The organism is Teichococcus coralli, from assembly GCF_009829925.1.
GTDB classification, from domain to species: Bacteria; Pseudomonadota; Alphaproteobacteria; order Acetobacterales; family Acetobacteraceae; genus Pseudoroseomonas; species Pseudoroseomonas coralli.
The window spans coordinates 98,734-115,799 of record NZ_SNVJ01000014.1; the positions used below are offsets into that span (position 1 = coordinate 98,734).

Consider the following 17,066-nt stretch of genomic DNA (forward strand, 5'->3'; position numbering starts at 1 on the left):
CGGAGCGCACGCCCGATGCGAGTGAATGACGCCGTCCTCGGAGTGATCCTGCTGCTGCTGGCCGGCACGATGATCTGGCTGACAACCTATTTCCCCTCCTTTCCCGGCCAGGATTACGGGCCGGCCCTGTTCCCGCGCCTGCTCGGCGGCGGCCTGATCCTTTGCGCGCTGCTGCTGATCCGGCGCGGCCATGCGGCGCGCCGGGCGGGGGAGGGCTGGGTGACGCTCGCCCCCTGGTGGTCGCAACCGGGGCTGGTGGTCTCCTTTCTGGCCATGCCGCTGGCGGTGCTGGCCTACCTGTTCTTCGCCGACGCGCTGGGCTTCATCCCCCTGGCCTTCGCATTGTTGCTCGCGCTGTTCCTCTGGTTCGGCGAGCGGCCGCTGCGGGCGCTGCCCGTTGCCGCGGTGGCCACCTTGCTGATCAACTGGTTCTTCAGCGACATGATGCGCGTGCCGCTGCCGCGCGGCCTGCTGACCGGCATCCTGTGAGGACGTGGCGATGGACGCGGTTCTGACGGCCTTCGGCCTGGTTTTCGACCCCTCGGTGCTGCTGGTGATCCTGGCGGCAGCGGTGTTCGGCATGTTCGTGGGCGCCATGCCTGGCCTGACAGCCACCATGGCGACGGCGCTGCTGGTGCCCGTCACCTTTTTCATGGATCCCGTGCCGTCCCTCGGTGCCATCGTCACCGCCACGGCCATGGCGATCTTCGCGGGCGACATCCCCGCCGCCATGCTGCGCATGCCCGGTACGCCAGCCTCCGCCGCCTATGCCGACGAGTCCTTCCTGATGACCAAGAAGGGGCAGCTCGACCTCAACCTCGGCGTCAACGTCGTCTTCTCGGCGCTGGGCGGCATCGTGGGCGTGGCGTTCCTGGTGCTCTGCGCGCCGGCGCTGGCGGAGCTGGCGCTCAACTTCTCCTCCTTCGAATACTTCTGGCTCGCCTGCCTCGGCCTGACCTGCGCCGTCTTCATCGGCTCCGGGAACCCTGTGAAGGGCTTCGTCTCGCTGCTGTTCGGCCTGAGCGTCGGCTGCATCGGCATCGACCCCGCGGCCGGCGTGCCGCGCTTCACCTTCGGCAATGTGGACCTGATGTCGGGGGTCAACTTCATCGCCGTGATGATCGGCGCCTTCGCCGTCTCCGAGCTGCTGCGCGGGGGGGTGGAGCTGCACCAGGTCGGGCACGTGGTCGTGCCGCAGGTCGGCAACGTCTTCCGCGGCGTGGCCGGCGTGCTGCGGCGCTACTGGCTGAACTTCGTCCGCGGCTCGCTGCTCGGCACGCTCATCGGCGCCCTTCCGGGCGCAGGGGCGGATATCGCCGCCTGGGTCTCCTACGCGGTTTCCAAGCGCTTCTCCCGCACGCCCGAGAAGTTCGGCACGGGGCATCTGGAAGGGATCGTGGAGGCCACCTCCTCCAACAACTCGGCGGTGGCGGGCGCGTGGATCCCCGCGCTGGTCTTCGGCATCCCCGGCGATTCCATCACCGCCATCGTCATCGGCGTGCTGTACATGAAGGGGATGAACCCCGGCCCAACGGTGTTCACCGAGAATCCGCAGTTCATCTACGCGGTGTTCATCATCTTCGTGCTGGCGAACGTGGTGATGATCCCGCTCGGCTGGGCGGCGATCAAGAGCATGAAGCAGGTGCTGCGCATTCCGCGCACCCTGCTGCTGCCGCTGATCCTGCTGTTCTGCGTCGTCGGCGCCTTTGCGATGACCAACAGCAGCTACGGCATCGTGCTGATGCTGATCTTCGGGGTGCTCGGCTGGTTCATGGAGGAGAACGGCATTCCCGTCGCGCCGATGATCCTGGGCCTGGTGCTCGGCGAGATGCTGGAGCAGAACTTCATGACCTCGATGATCAAGGCCGATGGCGCCTGGCTCGCCTTCTTCGAGCGGCCGATCGCAGGCTCGCTCGGCGTCATGACGCTCCTGGTCTGGCTGCTGATGCTGGTGCGCGGCGCCCGTACCGCCCTGCGCCGGCCCGCGGCCGCCTGAGGCGGGCGGGGCACCGCGGCGGCGGGCCGGGCGCGCCGGTCTTTCCGCCGCGCCGCGCCCCTCCCGCCCCGCCGGCGGCGCGGGATCCCGTCAGGCGGGATCGGCCCAACAGGAAGCGGCCCGCGAAGACGCTCGGCGGGCACGCTTCCGGATGACGTGATGCGCGGAAGAGGCACGATCAATCCTACAGTTCCCCGCTTGCGGTGGGGCTGAGGATGGATTGTTCCACCGCGACCAGGCCTTCGAGGGGGGGCGATGGATTTTCGGTGCGATGGCGCGGGCCTGCGCGGGATCATCCTCGCGGGCGCCGCACTCCTGGGCCTGACGGCATCGACGGCCCGGGCCCTCGACTGGGATGCCAGCCTTTTCGATGCGGAGGACGGAAACCTGGACGCGTCCGCCCTCCTCAGCCGGGGCGGTTTCCTGCCCATACCGATCATCATCACCGAGCCCGCGGTTGAAGGCGGCCTTGGCGTCGCCGGGCAATTCGTGCATCCCTCGGCCGAGCCGGAGGGAACGCCGGGCCGCACGATCCTGGGCGGCGCGTATACCGGCAACGGATCCTGGGGGGGGCGGACTGTTGCAGCAGGGCACCCTGGCGGACCAGCAGTGGCTCTACCGCTTCGGGCTCGGCCTTACCGCCTTGACCCTGCCGATCTTCCCCTTCGGCGGCAGCACCCAGATCGACTATGAGAACGACCTGAAGTTCGCCTTCGGGAACATCCGCTACAAGTTCCCCGAGACGCCCTTCTCGGCCGGGCCGAGGTTCATCTACCGGTCTTCCGACATCTCCCTGCAGTCGCAGGCGCCGCTGGCGGATCGGGTGGACGGCATCATCGCCGGCTTCACGGGCGGGCACCAGTATGTCGCGCTCGGCCTGTCGCTGAACTACGACACGCAGGACAACCCCTTCACGCCCCTGCGGGGCATGAACGCCGTCCTGAAGCACGACCGCTACTCCCCTGCTTTCGGAAGCGACCGGGAGTTCTCCGAGACCCAGTTGAACGTCCATGCCTTCCAGCCGATCGGCGGGAAATGGTCCGTCGGCGCCAAGCTGGGCATCGATTCGGTAACCGATGACGCGCCGTTCTTCATGGCGCCCGGCGTGGACCTGCGCGGCGTCGAGTATGGCCGCTACCAGGGAGGGACCGCGCTGAGCGTCGAGGCCGAGTTGCGCCACCAGTTCACGCCCCGCTGGGCGGGCGTTGCCTTCGGCGGCTATGGCCGGACTTATGCGGACAACTCCCGGCTCTTTGAGTCCCAGCGCGACATCTGGACCTATGGAGCGGGCATCAGATACCGGATCGCCCGGAAGTACGGCATCGACCTTGGCCTCGATGTCGCGCGCGGCCCCGAGAGCACCGTCTTCTACATCCAGTTCGGCCACGCCTGGGCGCGCAGCATGGATTGAGCCCCCGCGCCGGTGCGGGTGGCCCGGTGCGGGTGGCCCCCGGTGCGGGTGGCCCCCGGTGCGGGTGGCCCGGCGGGGCGCGCCCGCGCCGGGTGTCAGGGGACGGTGCGGCGGCCTGCCGTCAAAGGCCGCCGGGCGCCAGGCCATAGAGGGCGTCGGGCAGCGCCAGCGAGAGCCAGGGCAGGTAGGTCACCAGGCCCAGGAAGACCAGCAGCACGGCGAGCCATGGACTGGCGGCGCGAACAACCTGCGAGACGGACATGCCCGTCACCCCCGAGGTGACGAAGAGGTTGAGCCCGACAGGCGGCGTCACCATGCCGATCTCCATGTTCACCACCATGATCACCCCGAAATGGATGGGATCGATCCCCAGCTTGGTCGCGATGGGGAACAGGATCGGCGCCAGGATCAGGATGATGGAGGAGGGCTCCATGAAGTTGCCGGCGATCAGCAGGATGATGTTCACCACCAGCAGGAACTGCCACGGCTCCAGCCCGGCCGAGATGATCGCCTGGGCGATGCTCTGCGGGATCTGCTCGGTGGTCAGCACATGGCTGAACAGGAAGGCATTGGCGATGATGAACATCAGCATCACCGTCACGCGCGCGGAGCTGACCAGCACGCCCGGCACCTGCGAGAACTTCATGTCGCGGTAGCCGAACACGGCGACGATGAAGGCGTAGACGGCGGAGACGGCGGCCGCCTCGGTCGGCGTCATGACGCCGCCATAGATGCCGCCGAGCACGACGACGATCAGCAGCAGGCCCCAGACGGCCTTGCCGCCGGCCTGCGCGACCGCGCGCGTGGCCGGCCAGAATCCGGGCCAGGGCTCGCGCGGCAGGCCGAGGCGGAGCGCGGCCACGAAGATGACACCCATCAGCATCAGGCCGAGCACCAGCCCCGGCAGGACGCCCGCCATGAACAGCCGCCCGACCGAGGTTTCGGTGGTCGCGGCATAGACCACCATGACGATGGAGGGCGGGATCAGGATGCCGAGCGTGCCGGCATTGCAGATGACGCCGGCGGCGAAGTCCCGGGAATAGCCCTTGCGGACCATGCCCGCGATGACCACCGAGCCCACCGCCACCACGGTGGCGGGGCTGGAGCCGGAAACGGCGGCGAACAGCATGCAGGCCAGCACCGAGGCGATGGCGAGCCCGCCCGGCAGATGGCCCACGCAGGCCACGGCGAAGTCGATCATGCGTCGGGCGACGCCGCCCGTCGTCATGAACTGGCCTGCCAGCACGAAGAACGGAATGGCGAGCAGGGTGTAGTTCTCCTGCATCGCCTGGAAGAACTTGATGGTGAGGGAGGCGATGCTGTCCTGCGCGAAGAACGAGATGGTCAGCACCGCGGAAAGGCCGAGCGAGATGGCGATCGGCACACCCAGCAGCATCAGCGCGAAGAGCACGACGAAGAGGAAGGCTGTGGTCATGGGATATGCCTGAGCAGCCGGTGGATCGGCGGATGCGGGGTCATGCGTCCGGGGTCACGGATGCGGGTTGTGCAGTTCGCGCAGCGCGTCGCCGGCCTCGTCGGCGATCTCGAAGCCGGCGGTCCGGCCGCTCAGGATCAGCCAGGCCTCCGTGCAGAGCCGGGCCAGCAGCAGCAGGAAGCCGAAGGGCATGACGGTGATGAGCAGCCAGCGCTCCACGGGGATGTCCTGCGCCTCGATGCCCACCATCCGAATGGTGTCCATGTAGATCCAGGAGCCGTAGGCGAGCAGGCCGGCATAGATGATGCAGAGGGCCACCGCGACCAGGCCGATGGTGCGCCGGTGCCGCGGCGTGAGCGCCTTCACCAGGATGTCGATGCCGAGATGCGCGCGCGTGCGCACGCCATAGCCGAGCCCGAGCATGACGAGCCAGCCAAAGGCGTAGAGCACCGCTTCCTGCCCCCAGAGCAGGCCGTCGTTGAAAACGTAGCGCAGCACGACCTGGTAGAAGGTCACGAGCGTCATGAAGACGAGAAGGAGGGCCATGAGGCCCTCCTCCAGGCGATGCCAGGCGGTGCGCAGCAGCGTCATGTCCGGGCGTGCCGCGCGATCAGCTCGCCTGGCCCGCCTGCTCGGCCGCCGCGATGATGTCGGCGCCGATGTCCTTCTCGAACTTCTTCCAGACCGGCCGCATCGCCTCGCGCCACTGGGCGCGCTGGTCCGCGGAGAGGGTGTGGATCTTGGCCTTGGACTCGGCGATCTTGGCGCGGGCGTCGTCGTTGAGCTTCTGGGCGTTGGTGTTGTTGAGCTGGATCGCCTCCTCAAGCGCCTTGCTCACCCCGTCGCGCACCTCGTCGGAAAGGCCGCGCCACCACTTGCTGTTGGTGACCAGCATGTAGTCGATCAGCCCGTGGTTGGTCTCGGTGAAGTCCGACTGCACCTCCTGGTACTTCTGGCTGTAGCAGTTCGACCAGGTGTTCTCCTGCCCGTCCACGGCGCCGGTCTGCAGCGCCTGATAGACCTCGGAGAAGGCGAGCTTCTGGGGGTTCGCGCCGAGCTGCTGGAACTGGGCGACCAGCACGTCGGAGGACTGCACCCGGAACTTCAGCCCCTTCGCATCCCCCGGCAGCAGGAGCGGCCGGTTTGCGGAGAGCTGCTTCAACCCGTTGTGCAGGTAGCCCAGGCCGAGCAGCCCGCGCTTCTCGATCGAGTTCAGCAGCTTGCGGCCGGTCTCGCTGGCCTGGAACCGGTCGGCCGCCTCCATGTCGGCGAAGAGGAAGGGCAGGTCGAAAACCTGGAGGGACTTGGTGAAGCGGTCGAACTTGGAGAGCGAAGGGGCCAGGATCTGCACGTCGCCGAGCAGCAGGGCCTCCATCTCCTTCGCATCGCCGTAGAGCTGCGAGTTCGGATAGACCTCGACCTTCACCTTGCCGGGCAGCAGCTTCTCCGCCGCTTCCTTGAAGCGGATCGCCGCCTGTCCCTTGGGTGTGCTGTCGGCCACCACATGGCTGAACTTGATGGTGGTGACGCCCTGCGCCCGCGCCTGCAGCGCCGGCAGGGCCAGGCCCCCTGCGGCCACGGCAAGGGCTGCGCGCCGGCTGATAACGGTGCTCCGGCCATTGGAATGGACCATGGCTGCCTCCTCATTATTTGTTCTCAAACGGCTTTGCGCCGCCTCATGCGGATTTTTTATCCCGGATTTCGGCCGAAGAGCAAACTTCCGCCGCAGTCCCTCCGATCGGAGGGGGACGAATTGCAGGGGAGGGCGTGCCCCGGACCAGGGCGCCCGGCGCCTGCGGCGGCCAAAAGCCGCGCTTCTCCGCCATGGCGGGGCGCCCGCTCTCGCCCGCTCTCGCCCGCCGGGCGCGTCCGGATGCCGGGATGGTGCCGGGCGGGACTCGCCCCCCCCTCTTCATTCGGCGCAGCTTGGGCCATAGCATCGCGCGAGGCGCCCTCCGGCGGGGCGGCCCGACCGCGACATTCCGAATGAGGCTTTCCTGCATGCCCTTCACCGTGCCTGATGCGCAGCTGACGGCGATGCTCTCCGAGGATGCTCCTTACGGCGACCTGACGACACTGGGCCTCGCCATCGCCGGCGAGACCGGACGGCTGAGCTTCAGGGCCCGTGGCACCATGACGCTGGCCTGTGTGGAGGAGGCGGAGCGGGTCATGCAGCTCGCGGGCGCGACATGGACCGAGCGGGTGGCCGCGTCCGGCGCGCAGGTGGAAGCCGGCGCGCTGCTGCTGGCCGCGGAAGGGCCGGCCGGCGCCCTTTTGCTGGGCATGCGTGCGGCGCAGTCGCTGGTGGAAGTCGCCTCGGGCGTCGCCACCCGGGCACGCCGCATCCTGCGTGCGGCGCGGCAAGGCCGGGATGGCATCGCCGTCGCCTGTTCGCGCGCGCATCTGCCTGGCGCCCGGGCGGTGATGCTGAAGGCGGTGATGTCCGCCGGCTGCGTGCCGCACCGGCTGGGACTGTCGGACTCCATTCTCGTGCTGGGCGCGCATCGCGCGCTGCTTGGCCGCATGCCGCCGCACCTCTGGGTTGCGCGGCTGCGGGCGGCGCAGCCCGAGCGCAAGGTTGCCGTCGAGGCTGGAAGCGTGGACGCTGCGCTGCAGTTCGCCCATGCCGGGGTGGACGAAGTCCAGCTCGGCGGATTGCCGCCCGAGGACGTGGCAATGGTGGCGCAGGCACTGGCCGGCATGGCGCGCCGCCCGCTGCTCGCCGCCGGCGGCGAGGTGGATGAGGGGAATGCCACCGCCTATGCCGCCGCCGGGGCCGACCTGCTGGTGACGGCCGCGCCCTATGCGGCGCCGCCGCTGGCGGTCGAGGTCGTCCTGACGCCCGCCCGCGGCGGCATCGCCGCCGCGCCGCATCGAACTGCCGGCCCGGGAGGCGATGATGAGGCTGTCCGCCAGGAACGCGCTTCCCGGCAAGCTTCCCGGAAAGATCCTTGAGGTCACAAAGGGGACGGGCGCCACGCATGTGCGCCTTGGACCGCCGGGCGGAGCCGTGATCATCGCCTTCAGACGTGATGGTCGGGAAGGACTGAGCGCCGGCGCGGGGCCGCGCCGGCCGGATGCGGGAGCCCCGCCGGCCCGCCCCAGTGCGGCCGGCTTCCTCCTTCGCTCCGGGAGGACCCAGTGGGAGGACCCAGTGGGAGGACCCAGTGGGAGGACCCAGTGGGAGGACCCAGTAGGAGGACCCAGTAGGAGGACCCAGTAGGAGGACCCAGTGGGAGGACCCAGTGGGAGGACCCAGTAGGAGGACTCGGTACACCCATGGCAGGCTGGCGAGGAACGGCAGCCCGTCCCGCACGAAGACCCGGCAGATGCCGGCCGTGGCGGCGACGCTGCCGCCCCCGAAAGGGCCGAGCGAACTTCCCAGGCAGGCCGCCGAGGCGGTCGGGGCGTGCGCCGCCGGCAGCATGCCGCCGCCGAAGATGCCGGGACCGCGGCGCAACGCCCAGGAACGGCCACCAGGCGCCCTTTTCCCGCCGCGACGCTCGTTCCGGCGGGCCGCACCCCGTGCACTATCCTGACCGCCTCTTTGCGATGTCCACACAGGAAGCGACTTCCTGTCCTAGGCTGCCTCTTGCGATCCATAATCCGCCATGGAGCCCCAGCCGATGACCGTCCGCCGCCGCGACCTGATGAAGCTCCTGCCCGCCGCCGCCTTGCCGATGCCTGCCCTGGGCCAGGACACGCGCAGCCGCACGCTGCGCTTCGTGCCCTCCACCAGCCTCGTCTCGCTGGACCCGGTGATGTCCACCGCGCTGGTGGCCGTGCAGCACGGCTACTACGTGTTCGACACGCTCTACGGCGTGGACGCGCAGATGCGCCCGAAGCCGCAGATGGCCGAGCGGCACGAGGTGAGCGACGACGGCCGCAGCTGGACCATCCGCCTGCGCGAGGGCCTGCGCTTCCACGATGGCGAGCCGGTCCGCGCCCGCGACTGCGCCGCCAGCCTGGAGCGCTGGAGCCGGCGCGACGTCTATGGCCGCGTCTACGGCGCCGCCGTGGACCGCTACGAGACACCGGACGACCGCACGCTGCGCATCCACCTGAAGCGGCCTTTCCCGCTGCTGCTGGACGCCATCGGCAAGCCGCATTCCTCGCCCGCCTTCATCATGCCCGAGCGGATCGTCAAGGCCGCGCCGGACACGCCGATCAAGGAGGTCATCGGCTCCGGCCCCTACCGCTTTCTCGCCAATGAGTTCGACTCCGGCAACCTTGTCGCTTACGCCAAATTCGACGGCTACAAGCCGCGCGACGAAGCGCCGGAATGGACCTCCGGCGGCAAGGTGGCGCATTTCGAGCGCATCGAGTGGCGCGTCATCACCGACAACTCCACCGCCGTCGCCGCGCTGCAGCAGGGCGAGGTGGACTGGCTGGAGAACCTGCCCGCCGACCTGGAGCCGCTGGTGGCGCGCAGCCGCGACGTGCGCATCGAGAACGCCGACCCGCTCGGCACCGAGCTGGTGATGCGCTTCAACCACACCACCGCGCCCTTCAACAATCCGGCGCTGCGCCGCTTCGTCATGCAGGTCGCCAGGCAGGTGGACTACCTGGCGACCGTCACCGGCGGCAACCCGAAGGCCTGGCAGGAATGCCGCGCGATGTTCCCGTGCCCCATCCCCGGCGTGCAGGAGCTGGGGCGCGACCAGTTCGGCCGCCTTGCCGGCGACGAGAAGGCGATGCGGGAGGCGCTGAAGGCCACCGGCTACAAGGGCGAGAAGGTGGTCATCCTGAACCCGGCGGACAGCACCGCGCTGGCGCCGCTCGGCCCGGTGACGGCGGCCCTGCTGCAGCAGGCCGGGCTGAACGTGGACCTGGTGGACATGGACTGGGGCACGCTGCTGCAGCGCCGCCTCTCCAAGGCGCCGGTGGAGGAGGGGGGCTGGAGCATCTTCCACAGCACCTGGCCGAGCATCGCCATCGCCAACCCGGTGACCAACACCACCCTGCGCGGCGAGGGCGCCAAGGGCTGGCCGGGCTGGTACGAGAGCGCCGAGATGGAGCGCCTCACCTCCGAGTGGATGAACGCCACCGACAAGGGGGCGCAGGAGCGCCTGCAGACCGAGATCCACCAGCTCGCGCTGCGCGACGTGCCGACCCTGCCGCTCGGCATCTACTTCCCGCATACCGCCTACCGCACCAGCCTGACCGGCGTGCTCGGCGGCTCCGTGCGCTACCCGTGGAACGTGCGGCGCGCATGAGCGGGCCGCATCTCGTCGGCGGCGTGTCGAGCGCGGCGCGCGCCCTGCCGCCGCTCGACGGCGCCGCGCTCGCCGTGGTCCGCTCGCAGGGGCCCTATCTCTGGGACGCGGCGGGGCGGCGCTACGTGGACACCGCCCTCGGCTTCGGCGGCACCGTGCTCGGCCATGCCCCGCCGGAGGTGATGGAGGCGGCGGCGGCGGCGCTGCGCGACGGGCCGCTGCCCGCCTTCGCCCATCCCGGCGAGGAAGCGGCCGCGGCCGCCATCGCCACCCATGCCGGGCCGCTGGACCGGGTGCTCTTCGTCAGCACGGGCAGCGAGGCGGTCCATCTGGCCTGCCGAGCCGCGCGCGTCGCCACCGGCCGCCCGCGCATCGCCAAGATGGCGGGCGGCTTCGACGGGTGGCTGGACGACGTCGCCTTCGGCGGCGCCGGCGCGCCCGAGGCGGCCTTCCCCGGCAATGCCCGTCCGGGCACGGACCGCCTCTCCCTGCTGCGCTTCAACGATGCCGAGGACGCCGAGCGGCTCTTCGCCGAGCATGACGACATCGCCGCCGTGCTGGTGGAGCCGATGCTGGCCAATGCCGGCTGCATCATGCCCGCGCCCGGCTATCTCCAGCGGCTGCAGCAACTCGCCCGCCGGCACGGCGCCCTGCTGATCATGGACGAGGTGCTGATGGGCTTCCGGCTGCATGCCGGGCTCACCGCGCACCATCTCGGCCTGGACCCTGACCTCGTCACCCTGGGCAAGGCGATCGGCAGCGGCGTGCCGGTGGCGGCGGTGGCCGGGCGGGCGGAGATCATGCGCGCCTTCGCCGAGGGCCGCGCCGTGCGCGCCGGCACCTACAGCGGCAATCCCGTCTCCTGCGCCGCCGTGGTGGCGACGATGCGGCTGCTCGACCAAGCCGACTACCCGGCGTTGCTGGCACGTGGCGATGCCCTGCGCGGCCGGATCGAGCGCAGCTTCGCGCGAGCGGGCCTGCCGGTCGTCACCAGCGGCTATGGCGACGTCTTCGCCCTTTGGCCGGGGGAGGCGGCGCCGGCCGACTACGACGCCGCGCGGCGGGGGCTGCGGCCGGACTGGTCCGAGGCGCTGCACCTGGAACTGCGGCGCCGTGGCGTGCTGGTCATGCCCTCCGGCTATGGCCGCCTCTACCTGTCCTTCGCGCACGACGCGGAGGCGCTGGCACTGATGGAGGAAGCCTTCGCGGTGGCGGCACCCGTGCTGGCTCAGGGGCTCCGCCCCTGAAGCCCCGCCGGGGGGATCGTATTCCCCCGGACCCCGCCATTCGTGGGAGGTCCAGGGCCAAACCTGCAGGTTTGGCCAGGTTCCTGGCAGGGTGGGTCCGGGAGGGGCGGCGCCCCTCCCGGGAGCAGGTCAGCGCCGCCGCAGCCGCACCTGNCGGGAGCAGGTCAGCGCCGCCGCAGCCGCACCTGCGGCGTGACGTCCAGATCGTCCAGCGGATAGAAGGGCCGCGCCACGGTGAAGGGCAGTTCGGCGACGCGGTAGGAGGACATGCCCGGCGTGTCCACCGTGATGCACTCGCCGATGGCGGCGTAGTTCAGCGTGAAATGGTAGCCGGAGCGGGTGATGACGACGCGCTGTTTGGCCGGCTCCACGCCCATCGCGCGGTAGTATTCGGGGTCGATATAGGCATAGGGGAAGGCGGTCAGCACCACCGTCAGCTTGCCCGCGCGCAGCACGGCATAGGGCCCCACATGGGCGCGCTGGCCCTTTTCGGCCGGGCCGGCATAGACCAGCGAGGCGCCCTCGCCGGCGGCGACCACCTCGCCGGTCAGCGTCACCGGCGGCGCCGCGGTGGAGTAGCGGCCGCCCACCGTCACTGTCACGGCGGCACCGACACCGGCGGCGCGGCAGCGTGCCACCCCCTCGGCATCGGTGATCGGCACGGCGGCGGGGATTTCGGTGCCCAGGTTGAGCAGGGCGTGCAGCGTCACGGTGCTGTCGCCCGGCGCGCCGGCCGCCACGCGGTCACCTTGGTCACCGAGGATCAGCGGGCGCGGCGTGCCGGCCACGGCGCGGGCGAGGCATTCCTCCAGGCCCGGATAGGTGCCGATCAGCGCCTCCCGCGCCGCCCAGAGCTCGGCGGCCAGGGCGGCGACGAGGACCTCCGCCTCTTCCGAGCGCCCGTTGCCATAGGCCATCACCACCTGGCCGAGCCCGGGCACGTCGAGGAACTGCTGCGCGTTGAAGATCGAGGTGTCATAGACCTTGCCGGCTTCCACCGCCGCCCGCGCACGGGCGTGCAGGCCCTGCAGCGGCGCCTCGTCGGTGCGGTCGTTGCCCAGCGTCAGCATCGGCAGGTGCGCCCAGGCCAGCACCGGGTCAAGTCGGCCGTCCAGCATGGCGAAGGCGGCATCCCCGGCGCGGCGGCCGGTGGCGCCCTGGTCGGCATGCGGATTGGTGAGATAGCCCGCCAGGACATCGCAGGCGTTCAGCGTCGCGGGCGTGACATGCGCGTGCAGGTCGAAGGCCGCGGTGATCGGCACCGCGGGCCCGACGATGGCGCGCAGCTCCTGGATCAGCACGCCCTCGGGGTCGTGCAGGGCCGGGGTCAGCATGCCGCCATGCAGCGGCAGGGCGATGGCGTCGAAGTTGCCTTTCCGGGCGGCGTCGAGCATCGCCGCCTTCACCTCGGCGAAGACCGCATCCTCCACCGGGCCGCCGGACTGGGCGCGGAACATGACGGGCACCGTCACCTCGGCGCCCGCCGCTTCGGCGGCGGCGATGATGCCGCCGAGCGTGGAGTTGGTGCCGCGCGCGCGGCGCACCGCTTCCGCGCCCTCGGTGATGGTGAAGCTGTCCCGTCCCGTCAGGATGGGGTTGAAGCTGTGCGATTCCTGGGCGATGCCGCCTGCCAGGATGCGTCGTGCCGCCATTCGGTCCTCGCTGCCATCAGGGTGCCGGAAGGCCAGCAGAGGGCGGAAGCACGGGCGGCGCAACGGCCCGGCGCGGGGGCGGGCAGGATACTGGCCGGCCGCTCAGTAGGTCGGCGGGGTGATGGCGCTGATGATGGTGCTCACCTCGTCCGAGACGTTGCGGAAGCGGTGCGGCTGGCGGCTGTCGAAGTAGTAGCCGTCGCCCTCGCGCAGGATCCGGGTCTCTTCGCCCACCGTGACCTCCACCGCGCCGCGGGTGACGATGCCGGCCTCCTCGGCATTGTGGGCGAGGGCGCCGTCGGTGGCAGCGCCAGGGGCATAGCGCTCGGAGAGCAGCAGCATGCGCCGGTTCGGGTAGTCCATGCCGACCAGGCGGTAGGAGACCTTGTCCGCCCGGCCGATCTCGGCCAGGTCGCTGGCGGGATAGAAGACGCGTGCCGGCACCGGGCTTTCCAGGTCGGCAAAGAATCCGGAAATGGTCAGGCCGAGCGCGCCGAGCACGGCGCCGAGCGTGTCCACCGAGGGGCTCATCCGGTCCCGCTCGATCAGCGAGATGGCCGAGTGCGAGACGCCCGAGCGCGTCGCCAGTTCGCGCATGCCGAGCCCCCGGCGCTGGCGCAGGCTCCTCAGCTTCGCCCCGACCCTCGGCATGCGCCGCTCCTCATCAGCTTCCATGGAGGCCCCGAGCCTAGACTCGGTGCCGCACCACGCGTTGAGAAAACTAGACAGGAAATTCCGGGAGGGGAAAGGCTCGCTGCGAAGCCCTGGTGCACGTCCCGGCTGCCGCTTCAGGTTCGAGGTGCGCGCGATACGTCCGTCGCGCTTCCTGCACCGTGATCCTGGTGTTCCGGCCTCCGTTTCTGGGTGATGATCGCAACAACCAACCAGCAGGCAGCGAAGCCATCTCCCCCCGTGTCACCGCGACAGCCTGGGCAAGGACCGTTTGCGGTTCGGCCACGGCCGCCGGCGCTGAAGGTCCTTGGTGCCAAGGGAGCGGATCAGTTCGGACCTGCCCACAATGGCCCGCAGCGCCCTTGAACGGCCATGGGAACAGGCACTCTGGATCACCCGATCGGATCAGCGGGGCTGCGTAGTGCCTGTTTTGGCGGGACGAGCTGCGGCATCAATGGCTTAGTAGCCAGTGGCGTCCCCAACGGGAGGGGACTTAGACCCACATCTAACCTGCTAAGACCATGGATTTTCGGCCTTTCCCCCTATAAATAGGTGGGGAAAATGGGTGGGTAAACATGGCTACAGTCAAAGGAAAAGCTGCCCCTAAGCGGGTGCCGAGGAGCATCGAGTTCCGCAAGGGCATCTGGTACGCCACCCTGGACATTCCCAAGCCGCTGCGCCCGCAGTTCAACGGTCAGCGCCGCTTCTTCAAGTCTCTGGAGACCAGCAGCGAGAAAGAGGCGCTCAGGCGTAGCCCGATTCTGGTAGCGTCCTGGCGGTCCATGATTGAGAAGGCTCGTGGAGGCGACAAGCTGGCTGCGCGGGCGGCCTTCTTCCAGGAGCATCTAGCTAAAGCCTCCTCGCCTGAAGAGCGTGAGATCATCCTGAGCTTGGTCGAAGATGAGGCCGATGCGCTTGATGTCAGGGACCCTTATGGGGCTGAGGAGGACCGTGAGGTTCAGCCTGACGCCCTGCGCTTCTACAAGCTGGCTACCGGCCAACTCACCGAACTAGAGCCTCTGTTGGAGCCTTGGCTTGCTGATCGGCAGGTGAAGGACAAGACCAAGGTTATGGATCGGCAAGCTGTTAGGCTGCTCATCCAGCATCATCCTACCACTGAAGCAATGACCAAGCGGGCGGCTTCGCGGTTCGTTATGGAGGTTCTGAGGCCGGGACGTGACCCCGCCACCGTAAACCGGATGCTGACTTCCATTAGGCGTTTTTGGAAATGGCTAGAGATCCATGGCTACCGACCCGAAGGGGCTGACATTTGGGCTGGCCTGAGCCTCAGCATAGGCACTCAAAGCGGTCTGGAGGATGAGGGAGAGGGCCGTCGCCCCTTCACGGAGGAAGAGGCCGCAGCATTCCTGCGGATCGTCTCAGAGGTCTCTAGTGAACTGCCATTAGACCTCGATATCCTGCATCTGCTCGCGACTTCCACCCTGCGCCTTGCGGAAGCCTGTTCTCTGCGTTGTCAGGATATCACCGTGGACGGGGACATAGCGTGGATCTCGGTGACCGCAGGTAAGACCAAGGCTGCCAAGCGGCGCTTCCCTGTGGTGGAGGCCCTGGTCGTAGAGATGCTGAAGCGCCGTAAGGAAGCTTCCTCGGATAGCTTCATCTTTCCTGAACTACCCACCCATACGGAGGCTGGCGGTCGTCTGGTAAAGCGCTCTTCTGCTGTCTCACAGCGTCTAGGGCGATACCTCGATAAGCATTTAGCTTCCGATAGTGCCCTTGTGGCTGGTCATAGCTGGCGCCATCGGGCCAGAACGCTGCTGGAGCATGGCGACATACCTCCCTGGGTGGCAGATGCCATGATGGGTCATCAAAGGCCTGGAGAGGGCCTGGGACGGTACAGCAAAGGTCCAAGCGATGAGCAGCTTACGCAAGCCGCTCAGTGTCTTAAGCTGCCTTTAAACTAACCGTTTAGGCATCCAAAGCTGTAAGAGGGGGGGCGCCATGCCACACAAGACGCCAACGTCAGGAGCAGTAGAATCAACACAGGACGTATCCAAGAAGGAGAAAGCGGAGTGGCTTCAAAGGCACTTCAGGTGCAAAAAATCCATAGCAAAGGCGGGCGGCGACGTGTTCGACCTGCAATACGCGCATTTCATTGATATCGCTCCGGATTACTGTCCAGTTCTTGGAATTCCTCTTGTATACGGGCGACGCATATCAGGTAAACGGCAGCCGCATCCTGACTCTCCTAGCATAGATCGCCTTGATGGCTCCAAAGGTTATGTGTCCCACAATGTCGAGATAATTTCCCATCGCGCCAACACATTCAAAGGGAACTCGACGTTGGAGGAAATTATTTCTCTTGCGGCTTGGTTCCAGGCTCGCTCGCCTCGCAAAGACCCCAACTTCCTGACGCCTTATCAAGAAGCTGCCTTAGGTGAGAAGCATCTGTTTACCCGAGAAGGCCTGAGAGAAGTCGAAGACGCAATGCTGCATGCAGCAGAAGCTGAGCGGGACATTGACAAGGCAGACTGCTTCAGGCTGGCTGCTGAACTTGCGCGCCATGATCTTGGGCTTCTCCAGGACGGCATTTAGAACGAGAGCCTCAATGGACGAGACCGAGAACGGGAGCCTGAAGCGGCGTCTAACGCATCTGATCGAAGCGCGGGACAGCTTGGACCTTGGGCAGCCAACACCTCGCAAGAAGGCTGTGAAGCCTACTTAGGTCTACCGCACAGCAAGACAGGCTTGCGCAAGCTCCCATCGCAGTTCAGGACTTGATTCAGGGTATGGCAAAGAAGGGTTTGCACGGGCTTGGCAAAGGCATTCCTACAAAGGAACATCGCCGCGCCCTTGCCAAAGAGATCATTCATGCGAGTGATAGGTCAGTAGCTATACTTCTCACCAACTACTTAGATGAGTGCTTAAGAGTTGCCCTTTGGGGCATCCTTCCAAACCGGGATGACAATACGCCTAAGGACAGGCTGTTTTCTGATTTTGGGGTATTGGGGACACTTAGCGCCAAAATCAGTATGGCTCATGCCATGATGCTCATTGGAGATGTGACCTACAAGAACCTCGAAACCATACGAAAAATCAGGAACGTTTTCGCGCATTCAGCGCACCCACTTACTTTCAGGACACCTGAGATCAGGGCAGCCTGCAAAAGCCTAGTTCGTTTGCCTGCCGTTTATCGGATGAAGGAAATTGCGTTCCGCTCATCTAGAGACAAATTTGTCGCTACCGTCTATGAGACTTCTCATACGGTCGTTTTGCAGTCCACATTTGAAACTTACACTAGGACGAATAGAAGCGGCTGGATGGTTCCGATGCCCTAGCTGACCCACTCCCTCAGCCTATCCAGCAGCCTCATCACCTGAGTAGGCGCCCAGGGGCCTCCACGGGCTGTCTCGATGCCTTTCGCATTCAGGCCCTCAGCGAAATCCCTTAGAGCGGTTTCCGATCAGTCTGCATCG

The 17,066-nt window shown here is 67.6% G+C and carries 14 protein-coding genes; 9 read left to right on the forward strand and 5 right to left on the reverse strand.

Annotated elements, in window-relative coordinates; translation table 11 throughout:
* Positions 1–15 precede the first annotated feature (15 nt).
* The 3 genes from E0493_RS15755 (at position 16) to E0493_RS15765 (ending at position 3,407) form a co-directional block, all read left to right on the forward strand.
* A complete protein-coding gene (locus tag E0493_RS15755) occupies positions 16–489 on the forward strand; it encodes a tripartite tricarboxylate transporter TctB family protein (RefSeq protein ID WP_160938192.1) in 474 nt (157 codons plus the stop codon).
* A gap of 10 nt (positions 490–499) precedes the next feature.
* Entirely contained in the window at positions 500–1,996 is a 1,497-nt protein-coding gene (locus E0493_RS15760; RefSeq protein ID WP_160938193.1) for a tripartite tricarboxylate transporter permease, read from the forward strand.
* 580 nt (positions 1,997–2,576) lie between these two features.
* Positions 2,577–3,407, forward strand: a complete 831-nt coding sequence (locus E0493_RS15765; RefSeq protein ID WP_160938194.1) for a BamA/TamA family outer membrane protein — start codon at positions 2,577–2,579, stop codon at positions 3,405–3,407.
* Positions 3,408–3,528: 121 nt separating this feature from the next.
* Here E0493_RS15765 and E0493_RS15770 read toward each other — a convergent pair whose 3' ends face one another.
* The 3 genes from E0493_RS15770 to E0493_RS15780 all read right to left on the reverse strand — a co-directional run bounded on the left by E0493_RS15770 (position 3,529) and on the right by E0493_RS15780 (position 6,475).
* Positions 3,529–4,842, reverse strand: a complete 1,314-nt coding sequence (locus tag E0493_RS15770) for a TRAP transporter large permease (protein WP_160938195.1) — start codon at positions 4,840–4,842, stop codon at positions 3,529–3,531.
* A 54-nt stretch (positions 4,843–4,896) separates the two neighbouring features.
* Positions 4,897–5,388: a TRAP transporter small permease gene (locus tag E0493_RS15775; protein ID WP_202397157.1), complete on the reverse strand. Its 492-nt coding sequence runs from the start codon at positions 5,386–5,388 to the stop codon at positions 4,897–4,899.
* Between the two features lie 64 nt (positions 5,389–5,452).
* The gene (locus tag E0493_RS15780; protein ID WP_160938197.1) at positions 5,453–6,475 is read right to left on the reverse strand and encodes a TRAP transporter substrate-binding protein; all 1,023 of its coding nucleotides are present in this window, start codon (positions 6,473–6,475) and stop codon (positions 5,453–5,455) included.
* Between the two features lie 368 nt (positions 6,476–6,843).
* On the opposite strand from E0493_RS15780, the gene modD reads away from it, so the two are divergent.
* The 3 genes from modD to E0493_RS15795 all read left to right on the forward strand — a co-directional run bounded on the left by modD (position 6,844) and on the right by E0493_RS15795 (position 11,305).
* Complete coding sequence (gene modD, locus E0493_RS15785) at positions 6,844–7,797, forward strand: ModD protein (protein WP_160938198.1); 954 nt, start codon at positions 6,844–6,846, stop codon at positions 7,795–7,797.
* 671 nt (positions 7,798–8,468) lie between these two features.
* A complete protein-coding gene (locus E0493_RS15790) occupies positions 8,469–10,058 on the forward strand; it encodes an ABC transporter substrate-binding protein (RefSeq protein WP_202397158.1) in 1,590 nt (529 codons plus the stop codon).
* Entirely contained in the window at positions 10,055–11,305 is a 1,251-nt protein-coding gene (locus E0493_RS15795; RefSeq protein WP_160938199.1) for an aspartate aminotransferase family protein, read from the forward strand. Before E0493_RS15790 ends, E0493_RS15795 begins: the two co-directional genes overlap by 4 nt.
* A gap of 164 nt (positions 11,306–11,469) precedes the next feature.
* On the opposite strand, the gene E0493_RS15800 is transcribed toward E0493_RS15795, so the two are convergent.
* Positions 11,470–12,957 (reverse strand): M81 family metallopeptidase, encoded by a 1,488-nt coding sequence (locus tag E0493_RS15800; RefSeq protein ID WP_160938200.1) that lies wholly within the window; start codon positions 12,955–12,957, stop codon positions 11,470–11,472.
* Positions 12,958–13,059: 102 nt separating this feature from the next.
* Positions 13,060–13,608, reverse strand: a complete 549-nt coding sequence (locus E0493_RS15805) for a cupin domain-containing protein (RefSeq protein WP_160938201.1) — start codon at positions 13,606–13,608, stop codon at positions 13,060–13,062.
* Between the two features lie 596 nt (positions 13,609–14,204).
* Between E0493_RS15805 and E0493_RS15810 the strand changes: the two genes are divergently transcribed.
* The 3 genes from E0493_RS15810 (at position 14,205) to E0493_RS15820 (ending at position 16,928) form a co-directional block, all read left to right on the forward strand.
* Entirely contained in the window at positions 14,205–15,554 is a 1,350-nt protein-coding gene (locus tag E0493_RS15810; protein ID WP_160938202.1) for a tyrosine-type recombinase/integrase, read from the forward strand.
* A gap of 37 nt (positions 15,555–15,591) precedes the next feature.
* On the forward strand, positions 15,592–16,185 hold the full coding sequence (locus E0493_RS15815; protein WP_160938203.1) for a hypothetical protein: 594 nt from the start codon (positions 15,592–15,594) through the stop codon (positions 16,183–16,185).
* A 194-nt stretch (positions 16,186–16,379) separates the two neighbouring features.
* The gene (locus E0493_RS15820) at positions 16,380–16,928 is read left to right on the forward strand and encodes a hypothetical protein (protein WP_160938204.1); all 549 of its coding nucleotides are present in this window, start codon (positions 16,380–16,382) and stop codon (positions 16,926–16,928) included.
* The last annotated feature ends 138 nt before the right edge of the window (positions 16,929–17,066 follow it).